This window comes from Sphingobium estronivorans, assembly GCF_008692605.1.
Classification (GTDB): Bacteria; Pseudomonadota; Alphaproteobacteria; order Sphingomonadales; family Sphingomonadaceae; genus Sphingobium; species Sphingobium estronivorans.
Genome location: NZ_LFCT01000016.1, coordinates 72,745 through 91,379 on the forward strand (window position 1 = coordinate 72,745; position 18,635 = coordinate 91,379).

At 64.0% G+C, this 18,635-nt stretch carries 19 protein-coding genes; 14 read left to right on the forward strand and 5 right to left on the reverse strand.

The genetic code is table 11. From position 1 onward, the window contains the following. Positions 1 to 97 precede the first annotated feature (97 nt). The gene (locus tag F7P65_RS12320) at positions 98 to 589 is read left to right on the forward strand and encodes an MmcB family DNA repair protein (RefSeq protein WP_150292086.1); all 492 of its coding nucleotides are present in this window, start codon (positions 98 to 100) and stop codon (positions 587 to 589) included. Positions 590 to 646: 57 nt separating this feature from the next. Here F7P65_RS12320 and F7P65_RS12325 read toward each other — a convergent pair whose 3' ends face one another. Further along, positions 647 to 1,246 (reverse strand): ankyrin repeat domain-containing protein, encoded by a 600-nt coding sequence (locus tag F7P65_RS12325; RefSeq protein WP_150292186.1) that lies wholly within the window; start codon positions 1,244 to 1,246, stop codon positions 647 to 649. A 72-nt stretch (positions 1,247 to 1,318) separates the two neighbouring features. Here F7P65_RS12325 and F7P65_RS12330 point away from each other — a divergent pair, with 72 nt between their 5' ends. Genes F7P65_RS12330 through F7P65_RS12345 form a run of 4 tightly spaced genes read left to right on the forward strand, consistent with a single transcriptional unit; the run spans position 1,319 to position 3,356 of the window. Next, positions 1,319 to 1,972 carry an SCO family protein gene (locus tag F7P65_RS12330; protein WP_205452052.1) on the forward strand — a complete coding sequence of 218 codons (654 nt, stop codon included), beginning with the start codon at positions 1,319 to 1,321 and terminating at the stop codon, positions 1,970 to 1,972. Between the two features lie 3 nt (positions 1,973 to 1,975). Continuing rightward, entirely contained in the window at positions 1,976 to 2,401 is a 426-nt protein-coding gene (locus F7P65_RS12335; protein ID WP_150292090.1) for a YcgN family cysteine cluster protein, read from the forward strand. Further along, entirely contained in the window at positions 2,382 to 3,092 is a 711-nt protein-coding gene (locus F7P65_RS12340; RefSeq protein ID WP_150292092.1) for a M48 family metallopeptidase, read from the forward strand. The genes F7P65_RS12335 and F7P65_RS12340 overlap by 20 nt, the downstream gene beginning before the upstream one ends. Before the next feature lie 3 nt (positions 3,093 to 3,095). Then, positions 3,096 to 3,356: a hypothetical protein gene (locus F7P65_RS12345; RefSeq protein WP_150292094.1), complete on the forward strand. Its 261-nt coding sequence runs from the start codon at positions 3,096 to 3,098 to the stop codon at positions 3,354 to 3,356. Here F7P65_RS12345 and trhO read toward each other — a convergent pair. Then, on the reverse strand, positions 3,353 to 4,189 hold the full coding sequence (trhO, locus tag F7P65_RS12350) for an oxygen-dependent tRNA uridine(34) hydroxylase TrhO (protein ID WP_150292096.1): 837 nt from the start codon (positions 4,187 to 4,189) through the stop codon (positions 3,353 to 3,355). The two genes, F7P65_RS12345 and trhO, sit on opposite strands and share 4 nt — an antisense overlap. 64 nt (positions 4,190 to 4,253) lie before the next feature. Between trhO and pdeM the strand changes: the two genes are divergently transcribed. Next, positions 4,254 to 4,919, forward strand: coding sequence for a ligase-associated DNA damage response endonuclease PdeM (gene pdeM / locus F7P65_RS12355; RefSeq protein WP_150292098.1), 666 nt, complete (start codon positions 4,254 to 4,256; stop codon positions 4,917 to 4,919). A 149-nt stretch (positions 4,920 to 5,068) separates the two neighbouring features. Beyond that, complete coding sequence (locus tag F7P65_RS12360; protein WP_150292100.1) at positions 5,069 to 7,876, forward strand: TonB-dependent receptor; 2,808 nt, start codon at positions 5,069 to 5,071, stop codon at positions 7,874 to 7,876. Here the strand turns inward: F7P65_RS12360 and F7P65_RS12365 are convergent. After that, positions 7,854 to 8,588 (reverse strand): YggS family pyridoxal phosphate-dependent enzyme, encoded by a 735-nt coding sequence (locus tag F7P65_RS12365; protein WP_150292102.1) that lies wholly within the window; start codon positions 8,586 to 8,588, stop codon positions 7,854 to 7,856. The two genes, F7P65_RS12360 and F7P65_RS12365, sit on opposite strands and share 23 nt — an antisense overlap. Positions 8,589 to 8,610: 22 nt before the next feature. Here F7P65_RS12365 and F7P65_RS12370 point away from each other — a divergent pair, with 22 nt between their 5' ends. Further along, complete coding sequence (locus tag F7P65_RS12370; protein WP_150292104.1) at positions 8,611 to 9,174, forward strand: thiamine phosphate synthase; 564 nt, start codon at positions 8,611 to 8,613, stop codon at positions 9,172 to 9,174. Positions 9,175 to 9,228: 54 nt separating this feature from the next. Here the strand turns inward: F7P65_RS12370 and F7P65_RS12375 are convergent, their stop codons facing one another. Further along, positions 9,229 to 9,963, reverse strand: a complete 735-nt coding sequence (locus tag F7P65_RS12375; protein WP_150292106.1) for a hypothetical protein — start codon at positions 9,961 to 9,963, stop codon at positions 9,229 to 9,231. A 239-nt stretch (positions 9,964 to 10,202) separates the two neighbouring features. On the opposite strand from F7P65_RS12375, the gene F7P65_RS12380 reads away from it, so the two are divergent. The 6 genes from F7P65_RS12380 (at position 10,203) to F7P65_RS12405 (ending at position 17,549) form a co-directional block, all read left to right on the forward strand. Further along, positions 10,203 to 10,652, forward strand: coding sequence for a DUF3576 domain-containing protein (locus F7P65_RS12380; protein ID WP_150292188.1), 450 nt, complete (start codon positions 10,203 to 10,205; stop codon positions 10,650 to 10,652). 78 nt (positions 10,653 to 10,730) lie between these two features. Continuing rightward, on the forward strand, positions 10,731 to 13,262 hold the full coding sequence (gene leuS, locus F7P65_RS12385) for a leucine--tRNA ligase (RefSeq protein ID WP_150292108.1): 2,532 nt from the start codon (positions 10,731 to 10,733) through the stop codon (positions 13,260 to 13,262). A gap of 123 nt (positions 13,263 to 13,385) precedes the next feature. Further along, positions 13,386 to 13,883: an LPS assembly lipoprotein LptE gene (gene lptE / locus F7P65_RS12390; RefSeq protein WP_150292110.1), complete on the forward strand. Its 498-nt coding sequence runs from the start codon at positions 13,386 to 13,388 to the stop codon at positions 13,881 to 13,883. Next, a complete protein-coding gene (gene holA / locus F7P65_RS12395; RefSeq protein ID WP_150292112.1) occupies positions 13,880 to 14,917 on the forward strand; it encodes a DNA polymerase III subunit delta in 1,038 nt (345 codons plus the stop codon). Before lptE ends, holA begins: the two co-directional genes overlap by 4 nt. Positions 14,918 to 14,963: 46 nt before the next feature. Further along, the gene (msrB, locus tag F7P65_RS12400; RefSeq protein ID WP_150292114.1) at positions 14,964 to 15,368 is read left to right on the forward strand and encodes a peptide-methionine (R)-S-oxide reductase MsrB; all 405 of its coding nucleotides are present in this window, start codon (positions 14,964 to 14,966) and stop codon (positions 15,366 to 15,368) included. Positions 15,369 to 15,470: 102 nt separating this feature from the next. Further along, a complete protein-coding gene (locus tag F7P65_RS12405) occupies positions 15,471 to 17,549 on the forward strand; it encodes a transglycosylase domain-containing protein (protein ID WP_150292116.1) in 2,079 nt (692 codons plus the stop codon). 12 nt (positions 17,550 to 17,561) lie between these two features. Here F7P65_RS12405 and F7P65_RS12410 read toward each other — a convergent pair whose 3' ends face one another. Beyond that, the gene (locus F7P65_RS12410) at positions 17,562 to 18,518 is read right to left on the reverse strand and encodes a retroviral-like aspartic protease family protein (protein ID WP_150292118.1); all 957 of its coding nucleotides are present in this window, start codon (positions 18,516 to 18,518) and stop codon (positions 17,562 to 17,564) included. Positions 18,519 to 18,635: the final 117 nt, after the last annotated feature.

Genomic DNA, 18,635 nt, shown 5'->3' on the forward strand with positions numbered 1-18,635 from the left:
TTCACGCCCGGCGTGAAGGGGGTGAAGCAGGGCCGGTTCAGGATCATCCTGAATCGGCCCTTTCTTTTTGTTTCTCCTTTGTTCTAAAGTCGCGATCATGACCTCAGATCTCGATAGCTGCTCGCCCCTGACCGACGGCACGGCGCTGGCGGTGGCGCGGGGAACGCTGCGCCTGTTCTTCCGGCATGACATGAGCGGGATTTTGGAAGTGCCGTTGCCCAATGGCCGCCGTGCCGACATCATGGCGCTGGACGGGGCCGGGCGCATCACCATCGTCGAAATCAAATGCAGCCGCGCCGATCTGTTGGGCGACATGAAATGGCCGGATTATTTCGACTATTGCGACCGGTATTTCTGGGCGGTGCCGTCCGGTTTCGACCTGTCGCTGTTTGACAGCGAGGCGTTATGGCCGGGCCGGACCGGGCTGATCGTGGCGGATCGATATGATGCGGAACTGGTGCGGCCCGCGCCGGTGGAGCCCCTGGCTGCGGCGCGGCGCAAGGCGGAAACGCTGCGCTTCGCCCGGCGCGCGGCGCGGCGGCTGACGGCGCTCGCGGACCCGGATCACGCCGCGGAACTGGGATGGTGAAGCGAAAATGCGCCGCGTTTCATCCAACGCAGCGCATTTCAAGGCCCGTTACCGGACTCAGAATACCGGGCCCTGCACGGGTCCTTTCGGCGCCGCCGTGCTTTTCGCCGCGTTCAGCGCTTCGACGAGGCCCGGTGTACGACCATCGCGCTCGGCATAATCCCGCGCCGACATGCCCGCGATGGTGTCGCGCCTGTCGGGGTTGGCACCCTGCGCCACGAGCAGGCGGACCAGACCGACGTCCCGCAATTGCACCGCGCGGATCAACGGCGTTTCGCCGCTGCCATTGGGCTTGTCCACCTGCGCATTATAGGTGAGCAGGCTGCGCGCGCCTTCCTCGAACCGGGCCTGCACCGCGTCCATCAGCGGCGTGTTGCCATTATTGTCGGTGAGGTTGGGATTGGCGCCCTTGGCCAGCAGGAAGGTCAGCCATGTATTGTCCCGCTTGGCCACGACCAGATGCAGGGCGGTGTCGCCGGTGCTCACGTCGCGGCTGTTGATGACGGTGGAGCCGGGCTTCTGGATCATGTCGGTCACTTTCTGACCGTCGGCATCCTTGACCGCCTTCAGAAAGTTGTAATTGTCCGAAAACTGCGCCTGCGCCGCGACCGGCGAAAGCATCGCCAAGGCCAAAGCAGCGGCACGGCCAATGCCCATCCAAGCCGGAAAACGTCCTGTCATAATCTTCAAAAGCCCCGTTGGGATTTGCAAATCGGGCCATAGCAGGGCATGGCTGGCGGCGCCATGAACAAAGCGCTGATTTCGCTCGCCCTGCCGCTCACCGCCCTGCTGGCGGCCTGTAATATGGGGCCGGGAGGCAATGCATCAAGCGGGGAAAGCATCCCTGGCGATCTGCACGGGGCGGCCATCGGCGCGCCCTTCACCCTGACCGATCAGGACGGCAAGAAGGTCCGTTGGGAGGATTTCAAGGGCAAGTACCGGCTGGTCTATTTCGGCTACACCTATTGCCCTGATGTTTGCCCGGTCGATTTGCAGCGGATCATGCAGGGCTTTTCGAAATTCGAGAAGGATCGACCGGCACTGGCCGCGAAGGTCCAGCCGATTTTCATCAGCGTCGACCCGGATCGGGATACGCCTGCGGTGATGAAGACCTACGTGGCTGCCTTCCATCCCCGGCTGATCGGGCTGACCGGCACGCCCGATGAGATCGCCAAGGTGGCGAAGGATTTCGTCGTGCTCTACAATAAGGAAGAGACGAAGGGCGCGAGCGGCTATCTGGTCAGCCACAGCCGCACGCCCTATCTCTTCGGGACCGATGGCGCGCCCGTCGCGCTGGTGCCGGTGGACGATCCGGGGACCCCGGATGCGGATGAAGGCGATCCCGGCAAGGTAACCGCCTTCCTCGAAAAATGGGTGAAGTGACGGTTGGACTTCTGGGAAAAACCCCTCGACAAGCTGGACCGCGCCGAATGGGAAGCATTATGCGACGGCTGCGGCAAATGCTGCCTGCATAAGGCCGAGGATGAGGATACGGGGCATATCTACCCCACCAATGTCGCCTGCCGGCTGCTCGACCGGCATAGCGGGCAGTGCACCAACTATAAGGAACGGCGCCGCTTCGTGCCCGATTGCGTGCGCCTGACGCCCGCCAAGGTGAAGACGATCGGCTGGCTGCCGCGCACCTGTGCCTATCGGCTGCGCGGCGAGGGCAAGCCCCTGCCCGAATGGCATTATCTGATCTGCGGCGACCGGGAAGCGGTGCACCGGGCACAGGAGTCCGTGCGCGGCTGGACCGTCGCCGAAGCCGATGCCGGGGATTGGGAAAACCATCTTGTCGACCGAGAAATCTGACGCCGTCCTGGTTGTCGACGGCGTAGCCGTTCCGGTGCGGGTCCGCCGGTCGGCGCGCGCAAGAGCCTATCGCCTGTCGCTCGATCAGGCCCGGGGAGAATTGCGGCTTTCTCTGCCCATGCGGGCGAATCTGATGCGGGCGCTCGGCTGGGCGCAAGAGCATGAGGGGTGGGTCCGATCGCAAATGGCGCGGCAACCGGCGCAGCTGATGCTGGACGATGGCGTGGTCTTTCCCTTGGAGGGGCGGGAGGTGCGCATCTGCTGGGTCGAGGGTGCGTCCCGGACGATTAGGCTGGACGGAGATCGGCTGCTGCTCGGCGGTGCGGCGGAATCGGTGGGACCGCGTGTGGTGCGCTGGCTGAAGATGCGGGCGAGGACGGTGCTGGAAACCGAGAGCCATGAGATGGCGCGGGACAATGGGCTGATCGTCGCGTCGGTCGGCATTGGCGATCCGCGCAGCCGCTGGGCGAGCTGTGCCTCCAGCGGCGCCATCCGTTATAGCTGGCGGCTGATCCTCTGCCCGCCGGGCGTGCGCCGCGCGACCGTGGCGCATGAATTGGCGCATCTGCTGCACATGGACCACAGCCCGGCTTTTCACGCGGCGCATAAACGGATTTTGGAGGAAGACCCCCGGCCCGCACGGGCGTGGCTGCGCGCGCATGGGACGGCGCTGCATCGGATTGCGGGCTGAGATATGGCCAGGAAGAGGCGCTATCTGACGGCGACGATGCCGGACGGCTATGTGAAGACCATCGGTCCGACCGCTGATCCCTTCACCCATTATTGGCGGATCGTCGCCGAGCTGGAAAATGGCAAGACCGAGGTGTTCTGGGGCCATACGCGTTCGCTGGCTGAGGCGAAGAAGAAACGGGCCGCAGCGGAAGACGGCGCCCGGATGCGCGGCTGGAAAAGCTATGCGTTCGAGATCGCGGAACTGGTCGAAACGCCGGTTTAACCTTGCTGCCTGTGCGGCCACGCGCCGGATTCTCCTCCCGGACAGTCGTGCATGGCGTCGCGGGAATGGGGCAGGCCGCAGGCGCGGCAGGTGAGATAGTCGCCCTGTTTCAGCCCATGACCGACGGCCACCCGCTCATCGAAGACATAGCAATCGCCTTGCCAGCGGCTGTCCGCTTCGGGCATTTCCTCCAAATAGCGCAATATGCCGCCGCGCAGATGATAGACCTCGTCAAAGCCGCGCGCGCGGACCAGCGCGGTCGATTTCTCGCACCGGATGCCGCCGGTGCAGAACATGGCGATGCGCGGCTCGCGCCCCTCTTCGCGCAGTTTTTCAGCGAAATCGTCGAACCAGGCGGGGAAATCGCGGAAGGATCGGGTACCGGGATCGATCGCGCCCTGGAAACTGCCGACGGACACTTCATAGGCGTTGCGGGTGTCGATGATCACCGTGTCGGGATCGGCAATCAGTTCGTTCCATTGTGCAGGATCGAGATAGGCGCCGGCCTGGCTCGCCGGATCGAGATCGCCCGCGCCCAAGGTCACGATCTCCGCCTTCACCTTCACTTTCATCCGGGCGAAGGGGGCTTCATCGCTCTGCGCATATTTGACGTCGAGATCGGCGCAGCCGGGCAGGGTGCGGATATGGGCGACCAGGGCGGCAATTCCTGCCTCGCTCCCCGCGACCGTGCCGTTGATTCCTTCGCCCGCGACAATCAATGTGCCGCAGGTGCCCAAATCCGCGCAGAGCAGGCGCAACTCGCGCGCAATCGTGTCGGGATCGGGGAAGGCGGCAAAGCGATAGAGCGCGGCAATGATGAAGGGTTGGGCCATGCGCGCCCCATAGCCTGTTGCCGCCACTCTTGAAAGCCGGGAGCCAAGGGGGCATAGCCGGACCATGGTTCCCCTTTCGTTCGCAGGTCACGAGTTTCTGGCTTTGCCCGAGGCAGCTTTGTTCTGGCCGGCGCAGGGCGCGCTGCTGGTGGCGGACCTGCATTTCGAAAAGGCGAGCTGGTATGCGCGCTTCGGCCAGTTTCTGCCGCCGCATGACAGCCGGGCGACGCTCGACATGATCGAGGCACTGGTCGAGCGGACCGGCGCGCGGGCGGTCTGGTCGCTGGGGGACAGTTTTCACGATGCCGATGGCGCGGCGCGGCTGGACCGGGAAACGCGGGCGCGGTTGGCGGCCCTGACCGATCGGTTGGATTGGGTGTGGATCACCGGCAATCATGACGTCGCTTTGGCGGAAACCCCGGGGGGCAGCCGTTGCACGGACATGCAGGTCGACGGCATCTGGCTGCGGCATGAGGCCGATCCGGGCGATGTCCGCCCTGAAATTTCGGGCCATTTCCATCCCAAGCTCCGCCTGTCGTTGCGTGGACGGCATGTGTCGCGGCGGTGCTTCGTCGGATCGCGGACCAAGCTCATTCTTCCGGCACTGGGCGCGCTGACGGGCGGACTGGATGCCGGCCATGGCGAAATCCGGCGGGTCATGGGACCGGACGCCATGGCATTGGTTCCAGTCGCGGACCGATTGCTGCGTTTCCCGCTCCATCCGAAATGACGCTGGGTAAACGGTAATTTAAGCAGTTCTTGCCAGACATTAAACATCGGAAAATACGGGGCTATCTTGCGTTCGGGACGGCATGTCCGCATGATCCGAATATCCGACGCGTGGGGAAAATCGCGGGGATGAAGAGAGGGGAGCATAATATGAAGGGGAAGAGCCTTTGGCTGCTATCCGCCGGCTTGGTCGCATTGGGCAATATTCCGGCCGCGTGGGCGCAGGACAGCGGCGCCGCCGCTGAGCCGGACAATGTCAACATCATCGTCACCGCCACGCGGCGCGCCAGTCCCTTGTCGGACGTGCCGATCGCCGTATCGGCTGTGACCGCGCAGGCCATGCAGAACAGCGGCGCCACCGACATCCGGTCATTGAACCAGCTTGCGCCTTCGCTGCTGCTGTCATCCACGGGGACCGAAGCCAATGCCTCTGCGCGCATTCGCGGCATCGGCACGGTGGGCGACAATCCGGGGCTGGAAAGCTCCGTCGCGGTGTTCATCGACGGGGTTTACCGCTCGCGCACGGGCGCTGGCCTCAACGAGCTGGGCGAGATCGAGCGGGTGGAGGTGCTGCGCGGTCCGCAGGGAACCCTGTTCGGGCGCAATGCCTCGGCGGGCCTGATCAACATCATCAGCAAGGCGCCGGAGTTCAAGCTGGCCGGCAAGGCCGAGGTCACCTACGGCAATTATGATTATTGGCGTCTGGCGGGCCGTATCACCGGGCCGATCAGTGATCAGTTGGCGCTCAGCCTGGATGGCGTCTGGTCGAAGCGCGACGGCTTTTTCGATCTGGTCGATGCGACCGGGAAGAAGGTCGGCGACACCAATGATCGTGACCGCTATTTCGTGCGCGGACAGGCGCTGTTCGAGCCGAATGATGCGCTCTCCATCCGCCTGATCGGGGATTATACCAATCGTGACGAAAGCTGCTGCGGCGCGGCCTATATCGAGACACGCGAGCGGCGGCCGGTGGCGGGCGGCGGTTACAGCACCGCGCCGTTCAACCGGATCGCGGCGATATTGGCGGGGCAGGGCAGCACCTTCGCAGCCGATCCCTATGACCGCGAGCTTCACATCACGGCGGGCCGCGATTATGTGAGCAAGCTCAAGGATTGGGGCGTCTCAGGTGAGATTAATTATGATCTGGGCGGCGCCAAGCTGACCAGCATCACCGCCTATCGTGACTATAAGAGCCAGGATTATGGCGATTACGACTATAGCGGCGCCGACCTGCTCTATCGCGATCCCAACACCTATCGCCAGTTCCGTACCTTCACCCAGGAATTGCGCGCGCAAGGGTCCGCCTTCAACAATGCGCTCGATTGGTTGGTCGGCGGCTATTACGCCCATGAGAAGCTGACGCTGGAGGATAATATCCGGTTCGGCGCGGATTACGGCCGCTTTGCGGCTTGCCGCCTGATGGCGGGGGCAAAGGTAAACAGTAACTTCAACGCGGCCCAGTTGGGGGCTTGCGGAAGCGGTCTTTTAACGTCGACCTTGATCGGGGGTACACAGGCTAGTCTGAATGCAGGACTGACTGCGGCTTTCCAGCAGGCGGGTTTGTCGCTCCCTGTAGCGTCAGCGCGGGCTTCAGCGATCTCAACAGGCTTGGCAGGCGGGCTGACCGCATTGACCAACATTTTGCCAGGGACAGGAGACCAAGCCTCACTTTATCGTCAAAGGAGTGAAAATTGGGCGCTCTTTACCCATAATATCGTTCACCTCACCAAACGGCTCGATTTGACCCTTGGGCTTCGCTACACGCATGAAGGAAAGCGTTTTTCCGCTAATTTCAATAATAATAATGACACGTGCGTCGCGTTGCAGAATTCGATGCTGCCAAGCATTGCAACCGCTGGACTGGGGGATGCATCGGCCTTGGCGGGAGGCATTTTGACGCTAGGTTGCTTGGGCAATAGTTCCAGAGGCCTTAACGCGCTCAACCTCAACGACAAGATCAGCGACGGCGAATTTTCGGGCACCGCTGTCCTGTCGTGGAAGCCGCTCGACGAACTGCTGGTCTATGGCAGCTACTCGAAGGGTTATAAGGCGGGCGGTTACAATCTCGACCGTTTCCAGTTGGGATCGACGGGACTCAATCCGGTTCCGGCGGTGTTCTCGCCGCGCAGCAATGCCGACGTGACCAGCCTGCGCTTCGCGGCTGAAAAGGTCGATGCCTTTGAAATCGGGCTGAAATACGCCCAGCCCAAATGGAGTGCGAACATCGCCGCCTTCCGGCAGGAGTTCAAGAATTTCCAGCTCAATACCTTCAACGGCACCAGCTTCGTGGTGCAGAACATCAATGGCTGCGACGGCGCCTTGTCGGCATCGCGGACCTGCGCCAGCGACGATGTCGGTCCCGGCCTGATCAGTCAGGGCGTGGAGCTGGAACTGGCGGCAACGCCGGTGCGCAATGTCCGTTTCGCCGGCGGGTTCACCTATGCCCGCGCCAAGTTCGCCAACCGGCTGGTGGGCAGCGGCAATGGCGCGGTGCCGCTTGACCCGGCGCTGTTCCTGCTGCCCGGATCGGTCAACTCGCAGGCGCCTGAAGTGGTGACGACAGTCAGCGCGTCCTGGACGCCCAGCCTTGGCACCGGCGGCCTTTCGGCGCTCTTCTACATCGATGGGCGCATGACCGGCGACTTCAACACCGGGTCCGACCTGTTTCCGGAAAAGCGGCAGGACGGCTATGCGGTGTTCAACGCCCGCATCGGCATCCGTGGGCCGCAGCAGCGCTGGGCGGTGGAATTCTGGGGGCAGAATATCTTCAACCAGGATTACACGCAGGTCGCCTTCAGCAGCCCATTGCAGTCGAGCAGCCCTTGTACATCGTCTGTCGGCCAGTTTGGCCGGACATGCGGTACACCGCCGACTTCGGTGGTCATGGCGAACCAGCTCATCTCGGCCTATCTGGCCGAGCCGCGGACCTACGGCATCACTTTGCGCGGGAGTTTCTGAGCATCCCCCTGCCGCTCGCCGGGACAGGGCGAGCGGCAGACGGGCGTTCGCCGAACAGGGCGGTGCCGACGCGAATGTCGGTGGCGCCCAACATGATCGCCGTTTCATAGTCGCCCGACATGCCCATGGAGAGGCGCGCGAGACCTTCCTCGCGCGCCATTTTTGCGAGCAGCGCGAAAAAGGGCGCCGGTTCGATGTCGGCGGGCGGCACGCACATCAGGCCAAGAAGGGGAATATCCGCTGCCCGCGCCGCCTTGATGAGCGCCGGGGTATCGGCAATGGCGCAGCCGCCCTTCTGCTCCTCCGCGCCGATATTGACCTGGATGTAGCAGGGGATGCGACGGTCGGCGGCGTCCATCGCCTTGGCGAGCGCGGTCAGCAAAGATGGCCGGTCGAGCGAATGAATGACGTCGAACAGGGCAATGGCATCGGCCGCCTTGTTGGACTGAAGCTGGCCGACCAGATGCAATTCGAGATCGTCAGACTCTTCGCGCAGGGCCGGCCATTTGCCTTGTGCTTCCTGCACGCGGTTTTCCCCGAAGATGCGTTGCCCCGCTTCGATCAGGGGACGGATGGCGTCGACCGCTTGCGTCTTGGACACGGCGATCAGGTTGATGTCGGCGGCGGTGCGGTCCGTCAGGCGCGCTGCGCGGCCCATGGCTTCGCGCAGCGCGGCCAGACGCTGGGCAGCTTCGATAGTGTCGGTCGTCATGGGGGCTGCTATAGGCACGGCCATGAAGACCCGCCACCGCAAAAAATTGCCGACGATCTGGTTGATGACGGATGAGCGCGTGGGGCAGGAGGCGCTGCTGGCTGCGGCGCAGCGTTTGCCCAAGGGCGGGGCGGGGATCGTGCTGCGCCATTATCGCACGCCGAAAGCGGAGCGCCGGGCCCTGTTCGACCGGTTGGCCGCCATCGCGCGGCGGCGGCGGCTGACGTTGATGCTGGGCGGCACGGCAGCGCAAGCCGCGGCCTGGGGGGCGGATGGGTGGCACGGGCGCGACGGGCGGGCGATTATGCGCCCGCTATTGCACAGCGCGCCGGTGCATGGTGCGCGGGAGTTGCGGATGGCTGCGCGAGGGAAGGCGGATTTCATCTTCCTTTCGCCGTTGTTTCCGACGCGGTCGCATCCCGGCGCACCGGCATTGGGGCGGCTGCGCTTTGCGGCGCTGGCGCGCCGGGCCGATATGGACGTGATTGCGCTGGGCGGAGTGCGTGCGATGCACTGGCCCATGTTGAGAGGAATGGGAGCCTCTGGCTGGGCCGCTATTGACGGTTTGTCCATCGCACGGCGCTGACGAACGCATTTTTCGCGGCCCGGAACAGGCGCGCAATATTGCAAGCTCGCGCTGTTAGAATTTGAAGATCGTGCCCAGATAGACGGCCTGGGCATCCTGCCGGTCGTCGGTCATCGGCGTCAGGCGGCCCGCGAAGCTGTTATTGTAGCGGATACCGGCGGTGACGTTCAGGTTACGCGTGAGCGAATAGGAGCTGGCGAGATCCAGCGAATAATCCTTGTCCGCGCTGGGATTGCGGATCGTCGCCGCCGGCTCGCGGCGGCTTTCGATCAGCACCTTGGTGCTGAAGCGATCCTTCTTGTCCTGATCCCGATCCAGCGAGAAATTCTTGGCGCCCGCCATTTCGACGGGGACCGGGTCCAGTTCCTTGCGGCCCACAGCTTCCGGCAAGGCGAACTTGCGCCAGTTATGCGCGCTGTTCAGGCTGAAGGCGACCGGCGCGATATTCACCATGTCGAGCGTACGGCTGACGGCGACGCGGTCATTGAGATCGGCCGCCCGCACCATGACCGTGACCGAACGCTGCCCGCTGAGCGAGCCGCTGGTCGGGGTGAAACGGAAATTCTGACGGCCCGCCGACGCGGCGATCTTCGCATAGGCGGCAGCCAGACGCGGATCCTTGGTAGTGGGCGTGAAGGAGGAAATGCTGCCGAGCGCGCCGAGCGACACGGGAACGTCTGCGCGCAGACGGACAAGATCGGTCGCAGCGCCGATAGCCGGAGACAGCATAAAGCCGGCCACGGCGATTGCCGAGCCTGCCAATGCAATATGTCCCCTTTTCAGGCGCATGTTTCGAGTCTCTTCCCCACCGACTACTTTTCTGTGCACCCTTCTACACGCAAGACTCTGAAATTGGTAGAGCGCACCCTGTTTTTTGTCCGCGCTGTTGCACGGAACACACAGGACTCGCACCCATCCGCGACGAACCGTGGCGGGTCCGCCGAAGGGGGCGGCCCGGTCCCTCTTGCCGATTGGCGCGGCTTCTCTATAGAAGCGAAGCGTTTTTCTCGTTTGATGGGACAGTCATGATGGTCCGCCGCCTTTCCACGCCCCTTTCCGCCGGTCTGCTGCTGGCAGCTGTTCTGCCGCTCGCCGCCTGCGGGGGCGGCGCCAAGGATCGTCCCAAGGCCGATCTCGCCGCGTCGAAGGTCACGACCATCGGCGTCAACGCCTATCTGTGGCGCGCGACGCTGGACACCCTGTCCTTCATGCCGATGGTGCAGACGGATTCGAACGGCGGTGTGATCGTCACCGACTGGTACGCCAATCCGAACAGTCCCAATGAGCGGATGAAGCTGACCGTCTCGATCCTGGATCAGGACCTGCGCGCCGATGCGCTGCGCGTCGCCGCCAGCCGTCAGGTGAGCCAGAACGGTCAGTGGATGGACGCCCCGGTGCAGGCCGCGACGGTGCAGAAGCTGGAAGAGATCATCCTGACCAAGGCCCGCGATCTGCGTCGCATGGCGATTGCAGGCTAAAGCCCTTTTCCGTCGATTTTGGTGAACAACGGGGCTGGGCTTGCAAAAGCTCAGCCCGAACGCATTTGAGGACTTATCATGCAAAGGCGCTTCAACCCTCTTGAGGCCGATGCCCGCTGGCAGGCCGTCTGGGACGAGAAGCAGACGTTCAAGGCGTCCGACGACAGCGACAAGCCACGCAGCTACGTGCTGGAGATGTTCCCCTATCCCTCCGGGCGCATCCATATCGGCCATGTCCGCAACTATTCCATGGGCGACGTGCTGGCGCGCTTCCGCCGGATGACGGGGCATGAAGTGCTGCATCCCATGGGCTGGGACGCCTTTGGCATGCCCGCCGAAAATGCCGCGATGGAAAAGAAGGTCCATCCCGGCAAATGGACATATGAAAATATCGCCAACATGAAGGCGCAACTCAAGAAGCTGGGCTTCGCGCTGGACTGGAGCCGGGAACTGGCCACCTGCCATCCCGACTATTACGGTCAGGAACAGGCGCTGTTCCTCGACATGCTGGACGCGGGGCTGGTGTATCGCAAGGAATCGGCGGTCAACTGGGACCCGGTCGACATGACCGTGCTCGCCAATGAGCAGGTGATCGACGGCAAGGGCTGGCGGTCCGGCGCGCCGGTCGAGAAGCGCAAATTGAGCCAGTGGTTCCTGAAGATCACCCAGTTCGCGGACGATCTGCTGGCGGGCCTCAAGACGCTCGATCAGTGGCCTGAAAAGGTGCGGCTGATGCAGGAAAACTGGATCGGCAAGTCGGTCGGCCTGCAATTCCGCTTCAAGCTGGATGCGCCCGTGGGCGACATTGCCGAGGTCGAGGTTTTCTCCACCCGTCCCGACACCATTTTCGGCGCGAGTTTCGCCGCCATCGCGGCGGATCACCCGATTGCGCTGGTTCTGGCGCAGAAGGATGCCGCGCTCCACGCCTTTGCCGAGGAATGCCGCCAGACCGGTACCGCCGCGGCCGAGGTCGAGACGCAGGACAAGAAGGGCCATGACACCGGTCTGTCGGTGATCCACCCCTTCACCGGCGCCAAGCTGCCGCTGTTCGTAGCGAACTTCGTGCTGATGGATTACGGCACCGGTGCGGTCATGGCGGTTCCGGGCCATGACCAGCGCGACCTTGATTTCGCGCGCAAATATATGCTGCCGGTCGAGCGGGTCGTCGCCGCCGAGGGGGACGAGGAAAAGGGCATTGCGGACGAGGCCTATACAGGGCCCGGCCGCCTCGTGAATTCCGACTTCCTCAACGGCCTTGCTGTCGAGGATGCCAAGGCCGAGGTCATCCGCCGCGCCGAGAGCGAGGGCTGGGGCACTGGCACCACCGTTTTCCGGCTGCGTGACTGGGGCGTGTCGCGTCAACGTTATTGGGGTACGCCGATCCCGGTCATCCATTGCGACGACTGCGGCCCGGTGGGCGTCCCCAAGGACCAGTTGCCCGTGGTGCTGCCCGAAGATGTCAGCTTCGACATTCCTGGCAATCCGCTCGACCGGCATCCCACCTGGAAGCATGTCGATTGCCCGAAATGCGGCAAGGCGGCGCGGCGCGAGACGGACACGCTGGATACCTTCGCGGATTCGAGCTGGTATTTCATTCGCTTCGCCAGCCAGCCCAAGGACAAGCCGTTCGATCGCGAAACCGTCGAGAAATGGCTGCCGGTGGGTCAATATATCGGTGGCGTGGAACATGCGATCCTGCATCTGCTCTATGCCCGCTTCTGGACCCGTGCGCTCCAGCATATGGGCCAGCTGGGCTTTGCCGAGCCGTTCACTGGCCTGTTCACCCAGGGCATGGTGACGCACGAAACCTACAAATCGCCCGAAGGCGCCTGGCTCGCGCCGCAGGATGTCGAGCGGCAGGGGGACAGGATCGTCATGGTCGGTACCGGCGCGCCGGTGACGCTCGGCCGCGTCGAGAAAATGTCCAAGTCCAAGAAGAATGTCGTCGATCCCGATGACATCATCGCCCAATATGGCGCGGACGCGGTGCGCTGGTTCATGCTGTCCGACAGCCCGCCGGAACGCGACCTGCCCTGGACGGAAGCCGGTATCGAGGGGTCGTGGCGTTTCGTGAACCGCCTGTGGCGCCTGTTCGGGGAAGCCGACAAGTCCGCCGAGGGGCAGGACGTTGCTGGTCAGGATCGGGCGCTCGACCGCAAGCTGCACCAGACCGTCGATGGCATTGCCAAGGACATCGAGGCCCTGTCCTTCAACAAGGCGGTGGCGAAAATCTACGAACTCACCAATGCGGTCGAAAAGGCCAAGCCTTCGGCAAGCCGCAGCGCGGCGATCCGGGCGCTGGCGTTGCTGGTCGCGCCGATGATTCCGCATCTCGCGGAAGAAGCCTGGGCCGACATGGGCGAACAGGGTTTGATCGCCGACGCCGCATGGCCGACGGTCGATCCCGCGCTGCTGGTTGAGGATGAAGTGACCATCGCCTGTCAGGTGATGGGCAAGCTGCGCGACACCATCACCGTTCCCAAGGGCACGCCCAAGGATGAACTGGAAAAGCTCGCCTTGGCCGCGCCCAATGTGGTGCGGACTCTGGACGGTGCCAGCCCCAAGAAGGTGATCGTGGTGCCGGATCGTCTGGTGAACCTGGTCATCTGAACGCGAACGGACAAAAGGGTGAGCGATTGGCAGATCGCTCACCCTTCGGTTTTCGTGTGTTTGCCGCATTCTGCGAGCCGTCGACTGTTCCAGCCGACTTCAGAATGCTCTAAGGGTCATCCCATGAAGCGCATTTTGCCCCTGTTCACCCTCATGCTCCCGCTCTCCGCCTGCGGCCTGCATCCCGTTTACAGCGGGGGCAGCCATGGCGTGGTCGCGCAGGCGCTCGGCAATGTCGAGGTGCAGCCGATCGAGGGCAAGGGCGGCTGGCTGGTGCGCAACGCGCTGAACGACCGGCTGGCGGCGATGAGTGGCACCGGGCCCGGCTACAAGCTGGTGGTGAAACTGGACGATGACATTAGTGGTTTTGGTTTGCGTTCCGACGCCGCCGTCACGCGGGAGCGTCGGGCGCTGCGCGCGCGCTATCAACTGATCGACAGCACCACGGGCGCGCAGATATTGGATGATACCGCCGGATCGGATGTCGGCATCGATGTCGTTTCCAGCGAATATGCCACCATCGCGGCGGAAGACACGGCGCTGGAACGCCTGTCGCAGACCGTCGCAGATCAGATCGTCAACCGGCTGGCCATGTTCGCCCGGCGGGAAAAGGCCCGTTGAAGGCCAATCGCGGCCAGATCGAAAAGGCGCTCGACGCAGCGGGCCAGGGATCGGCGGCCGACTGCCGTTTCTTTCTGCTCTACGGTCCCGATGAAGCGGGCAGCGCCACGCTTGCCAAGCGGCTGGAGCGCGCCATGGGGCCGGATGCGGAACGGATCGACCTGGACGGATCGACCCTGCGCGACGATCCGGCGCGGCTGGCGGACGAGGCGGCATCCTTTTCCATGTTCGGGGACAAGCGCTGGATTCGCCTCAACGGCATAGGCGAGGAATCGCTCCCCGCCGTGACCGCGCTGCTGGAGGCCGAAGCGGCGGGCAATCCGGTCATCGCCATTGCGGGCGCGCTGAAGGGTACGTCGAAGCTGCTGAAGCTGGCGCTCGACCACAAGCAGGTGATGACCTTCGCCTCCTATCAGCCCGACGCGCGGGAGGCGGAGCAGATCGCCATCGCCATCGCGCGGGAAGGGGGGCTGCGCCTGTCGTCCGAACTTGGCCGCCGCATTGCGGACCTCACCAATGGCGACCGCACGCTGATGGCGGGCGAGGTGGAAAAGCTGATCCTCTATCTCGACGCCGCGCCCGACCGTCCGCGCGAGGCGACCGAGGAGGCGCTGGACGCATTGTCCGCCGATAATCCCGATTCCGATGCGGCGCCGTTGGTGAACGCGGTGCTGGGTGGCGATTTGCGCGGCATGCACCGGGAATTGGGGCGGCTGGCGGAGGCGGGAACGGCGATGGCGGCGGTGCTGCGGCCGTTGCTGACCCGCGCCATGCTGCTCGCCAATATCCGCGCCGATTTCGATGGCAGCGGACGGCTGGAGGGGGCGGTCGAGGCGGCGGGCAAGGCGGTGTTCTGGAAGGAAAAGGGCATCGTCACGCGGCAGGTCCGCATCTGGGATGCGACGGGCATCGCCCGCGTCATCCAGCGGCTGGCCCAGGCCGAGCGCGCCAGCCGGTCGGGCAGGGGGCTTGGCGATCTGATGGTCCGCCACGAACTGCTCGCCATCGCCCGGCAGGCCGCGCGGGAACGGTGAGCCTAAGCGCTTGATCGGACGCCGTGCCGACGCCATATTACCGGGCATGGACAAGCTCAACCTGACCGATGCCGAATGGCGCGAGCGCCTTTCCCCCGAACAATATCATATCCTCCGCGAAGGCGGCACGGAACGGGCGTTCACCGGCAAATATAACAGCAACAAGGCCGATGGCCTTTATTTCTGCGCCGGTTGCGGGACCGAACTGTTCGACGCGGAAGAAAAATATGACAGCGGTTCGGGCTGGCCCAGCTTCACCGCGCCGGTCGACATCGATGCGGTCGACGAAATCCGCGACAACAGCCACGGCATGATCCGCACCGAAGTCCGCTGCGCGAAATGCGGCGGGCATCTGGGGCATGTCTTTCCCGACGGGCCGGGGGTCAACGGCCTGCGCTATTGCATGAACAGTGCGTCGCTCGATTTCAAATCGCGCGACGACGTTGAATAATCGTTCATCGCTTGTAAAGCGTCGCTTCTCTTGAGAATTTCGCGCGGCCCGTGCGGCTTTTCCACTGGCCGCCTTTCTGTTTAGCGCATATCCGGGCGAACCATGGCACGATCGAGCAGCGAACCGCGAGGCAAGGCAAGAAAATGGCTGATACGCGGCCTGAAGATCGGGCTGGCCGGGATCGTCAGCGCCGTCATCGCGGTCGTGGTGGCGGTGGTGATCGCCTATCAGTCCCTGCCCGACTATGAATCGCTGAAATCCTCTCCCAATGGACAGATGATCCGCGTTCATGCGGCGGACGGCAGCGTCATCGTCTCGCTCGGTCCGAGCTTCGGCCGCTGGCTGAGCTATGACCAGATTCCCACGGTCATGGTCGATGCGATGGTGTCGACCGAGGACAGGCGCTATTATCTCCACCCCGGGGTGGACCCCGTCGGCATGGCGCGCGCCGCCTGGGTGGCGCTGGAACGGCGCGGCACCGGCCGCCGCTGGCAGGGGGCCTCCACCATCACCCAGCAGGTGACGCGCAACATCTTCCTCAACAACAGCTATAGCTGGGGCCGCAAGGTCCGGGAAATGGTGCTGGCGCTGGCGCTGGAACGTAAATTCTCCAAGCGGCAGATCCTCGAACTCTACCTCAACAAAGTGTATTTCGGCGGTGGCGCCTACGGCATCGATGCGGCCAGCCGCAAATTCTTCGGCCATCCCGCGACCAGCCTGAACCTGCCGGAAGCAGCGATCGTCGCCGGGCTGGTGAAGGCCCCATCCAGCTATTCCCCCACCGCCGACAAGGATGCAGCCATTGGCCGCGCCGGGGTGGTGCTGGAACTGATGCAGGACAATGGCGTGATCAGCGCGGCCCAGCGGGCCGGCGCCGATCTTCAGGACGTGAAGATGGCGCCCGAACCGCCGCAGAACAGCGTGCGCTATTTCACCGACTGGGCGCTGCCGCAACTCGACACGCTGATCGATGAGCCCAATGAGCCGCTGGAGGTCTACACCACCATCGACCTTGGCATGCAGAAGGCGGCGACGGCGGCGATCCAGGCCAATGTCAGCAACGGCATGCAGGGCGCGCTGGTGTCGCTCGACCGCGATGGTGCGGTCCGGGCGATGGTCGGCGGCCTGGATTATGTGACGTCCAACTATAACCGCGCCACGACGGCGACGCGCCAGCCGGGTTCGGCTTGGAAGATCTTCGTCTATATGGCAGCGCTGGAGGCGGGCTACACGCCCGATACCAGCGTCACCGACAGCGCGGTCGACATCAATGGCTGGAAGCCGCGCAACAGCAATGGCCGCTATTCCGGCGACATCGATATCCGCACCGCCTTCGCCTATTCGGTCAACACCGTGGCGGCGAAGCTGGGTGTGGAGGTCGGTTTCCCGACCATTGCCGACATGGCGCGCCGTTTCGGCATCACGACGCCGATCAACACTCACCCGTCCATGGTGCTGGGCACGTCCGACGTGCGGCTGATCGACATGACCCGTGCCTTCGCCTCCATCGCGCGCAAGGGCGTGGCGGTGACGCCCTATGGCATTACCAAGGTGACGACCGCCGATGGCCGTGTCCTCTACGAGCATCAGGACGACACCAGCCGCGTGCTGGTCGCGCCCTGGGTCGCGGCGGGCATGACCGACCTGATGCAGACGGCGGTCAGCACCGGCACCGGCAAGGCGGCGCAGATCGGCCGTCCCGTCGCGGGCAAGACGGGCACCACCAACAGCGGCAAGGATGGCTGGTTCCTCGGCTTTTCCAGCGGCATCACCACCGGCGTCTGGGTCGGCCGCGACGATGCCAAGCCCGTGCCCGCCCTCTATGGCGGCCGTGCGCCGGCGCATGCCTTTGCCGACTATATGAAGGTCGCCGTCGCCAATCGCCCGGTCGAACAGTTCGAGACGCAGGTGACTCTGCCCGAATGGCAGTTGGAGCCGGACGACGAAGCCTATTATGGCCAGCCCGACAACGGAACGGACGGCGGCATGATGGTCGATGAAAATGGCCTGCCGATCGAGCGTGGACCGCAGACGTCCGACGAGGATGGGCAGGACGAGGATCAAGGCGCGGACATCGCCCCCAATCCCGCCGACCGGCCGCAGCCGCCGCGCCTGGACCAGCAATGGATCGACAATGTGCTGGGCCGCAACCGGCAACAGCAACCGCCGCCGTCGCGTTAGGACGGATCGGCCCTAACCCGCCGCCCGTCGCGTCGCGGCAAAGCGGGTCCGGTCGAGCAATCCGGTATCGGGCAGGAGGAAGTCCACCTTTCCTCGCCCGAAATCGATCGCCACCCGGTCGAAGACCTTGAGCGCATCGATGCCGAGCAGCAGCGTGGGCTTGTTCTGAAGATCCAGTTCCTTGAAGGGCTGAGCGTCCGCGAACATGACGGGCGTGTCTTTCAGCGTCGCCTGACCCATGCGGATTCGGTCGATGAGGCCCAGTTGCCCGACCAATGTCTCGCCCGTCACGCTGGTCAGCGTCACCTGACTCAGCGGCGGCGCCTTTTTCTTGCGCATCAGCTTGTTCATCAACGCGATATTGCCGACGCTGATCGATGTGCCGGTATCGAGGATGATGGCGACATTGGTGCCGTTCACTTCGGAATCGAGCAGGATCAACTGCCCCTTGCGCCGCCGGGCCTCGACGATGATGGCGTTGGGATCGCGCCAGCGCTGTTTGCTGGTGCTGATCTCCATCCGCCCCGTGCGGAAATTGAGCAGCAGCCGCTTGGCATGCAGCCCGTCCAGCCCCAATAGTCCCGCAGCGCCCAGATTCTCGCCCTCCAGCACCGGCGCCTCGATGTCGTCCACCACCGTCTGGCCGAAGCCGAGGCGGGGTACCGCGACCGTCTCGACCTCCGCCCGACCCGTCATGCTGACGACCGTGACCCGGTCGCGCACCGGCAGCGCCAGCCGGTCGGCCAAGGCGCGCGAAATGACGGTTCGCTGCGATCCGGTATCGACCACGAAGTTCCACGGCCCCTTGCCGTCGATCTGGATCGGAATGGTGATGCGGGAATCGGGGCTGGGGACGGTGCGGACGACGGCCGGCGGTTCATCTGGGCTGAGCGCGGGGCGATTTTGCGCCGCAAGCGGGGGGGCGGCAATCGCGACGGCAATGCCCAGAGCGGCGCGTAGGCGTCCCATCTCCTCGTCCCTCCACTATTTTATGACGGTATAGCATGAGCGCCCGCCCTCCGCCCATCCCATTTCATTCGCGGCAGGGCGCAACGCGGCAATTTTCTGTCCTCCAGCATCCTCGAG

What these genes read in the sequence shown, in the direction of transcription:
- F7P65_RS12320 (WP_150292086.1), top strand. Translation starts at nt 98, where the DNA reads ATGACCTCAGATCTCGATAGCTGCTCGCCCCTGACCGACGGCACGGCG.
- F7P65_RS12325 (WP_150292186.1), bottom strand. Translation starts at nt 1,246, where the DNA reads ATGGGCATTGGCCGTGCCGCTGCTTTGGCCTTGGCGATGCTTTCGCCG.
- F7P65_RS12330 (WP_205452052.1), top strand. Translation starts at nt 1,319, where the DNA reads ATGGCTGGCGGCGCCATGAACAAAGCGCTGATTTCGCTCGCCCTGCCG.
- F7P65_RS12345 (WP_150292094.1), top strand. Translation starts at nt 3,096, where the DNA reads ATGGCCAGGAAGAGGCGCTATCTGACGGCGACGATGCCGGACGGCTAT.
- trhO (WP_150292096.1), bottom strand. Translation starts at nt 4,189, where the DNA reads ATGGCCCAACCCTTCATCATTGCCGCGCTCTATCGCTTTGCCGCCTTC.
- pdeM (WP_150292098.1), top strand. Translation starts at nt 4,254, where the DNA reads ATGGTTCCCCTTTCGTTCGCAGGTCACGAGTTTCTGGCTTTGCCCGAG.
- F7P65_RS12360 (WP_150292100.1), top strand. Translation starts at nt 5,069, where the DNA reads ATGAAGGGGAAGAGCCTTTGGCTGCTATCCGCCGGCTTGGTCGCATTG.
- F7P65_RS12365 (WP_150292102.1), bottom strand. Translation starts at nt 8,588, where the DNA reads ATGACGACCGACACTATCGAAGCTGCCCAGCGTCTGGCCGCGCTGCGC.
- F7P65_RS12370 (WP_150292104.1), top strand. Translation starts at nt 8,611, where the DNA reads ATGAAGACCCGCCACCGCAAAAAATTGCCGACGATCTGGTTGATGACG.
- F7P65_RS12375 (WP_150292106.1), bottom strand. Translation starts at nt 9,963, where the DNA reads ATGCGCCTGAAAAGGGGACATATTGCATTGGCAGGCTCGGCAATCGCC.
- F7P65_RS12380 (WP_150292188.1), top strand. Translation starts at nt 10,203, where the DNA reads ATGGTCCGCCGCCTTTCCACGCCCCTTTCCGCCGGTCTGCTGCTGGCA.
- leuS (WP_150292108.1), top strand. Translation starts at nt 10,731, where the DNA reads ATGCAAAGGCGCTTCAACCCTCTTGAGGCCGATGCCCGCTGGCAGGCC.
- lptE (WP_150292110.1), top strand. Translation starts at nt 13,386, where the DNA reads ATGAAGCGCATTTTGCCCCTGTTCACCCTCATGCTCCCGCTCTCCGCC.
- msrB (WP_150292114.1), top strand. Translation starts at nt 14,964, where the DNA reads ATGGACAAGCTCAACCTGACCGATGCCGAATGGCGCGAGCGCCTTTCC.
- F7P65_RS12405 (WP_150292116.1), top strand. Translation starts at nt 15,471, where the DNA reads ATGGCACGATCGAGCAGCGAACCGCGAGGCAAGGCAAGAAAATGGCTG.
- F7P65_RS12410 (WP_150292118.1), bottom strand. Translation starts at nt 18,518, where the DNA reads ATGGGACGCCTACGCGCCGCTCTGGGCATTGCCGTCGCGATTGCCGCC.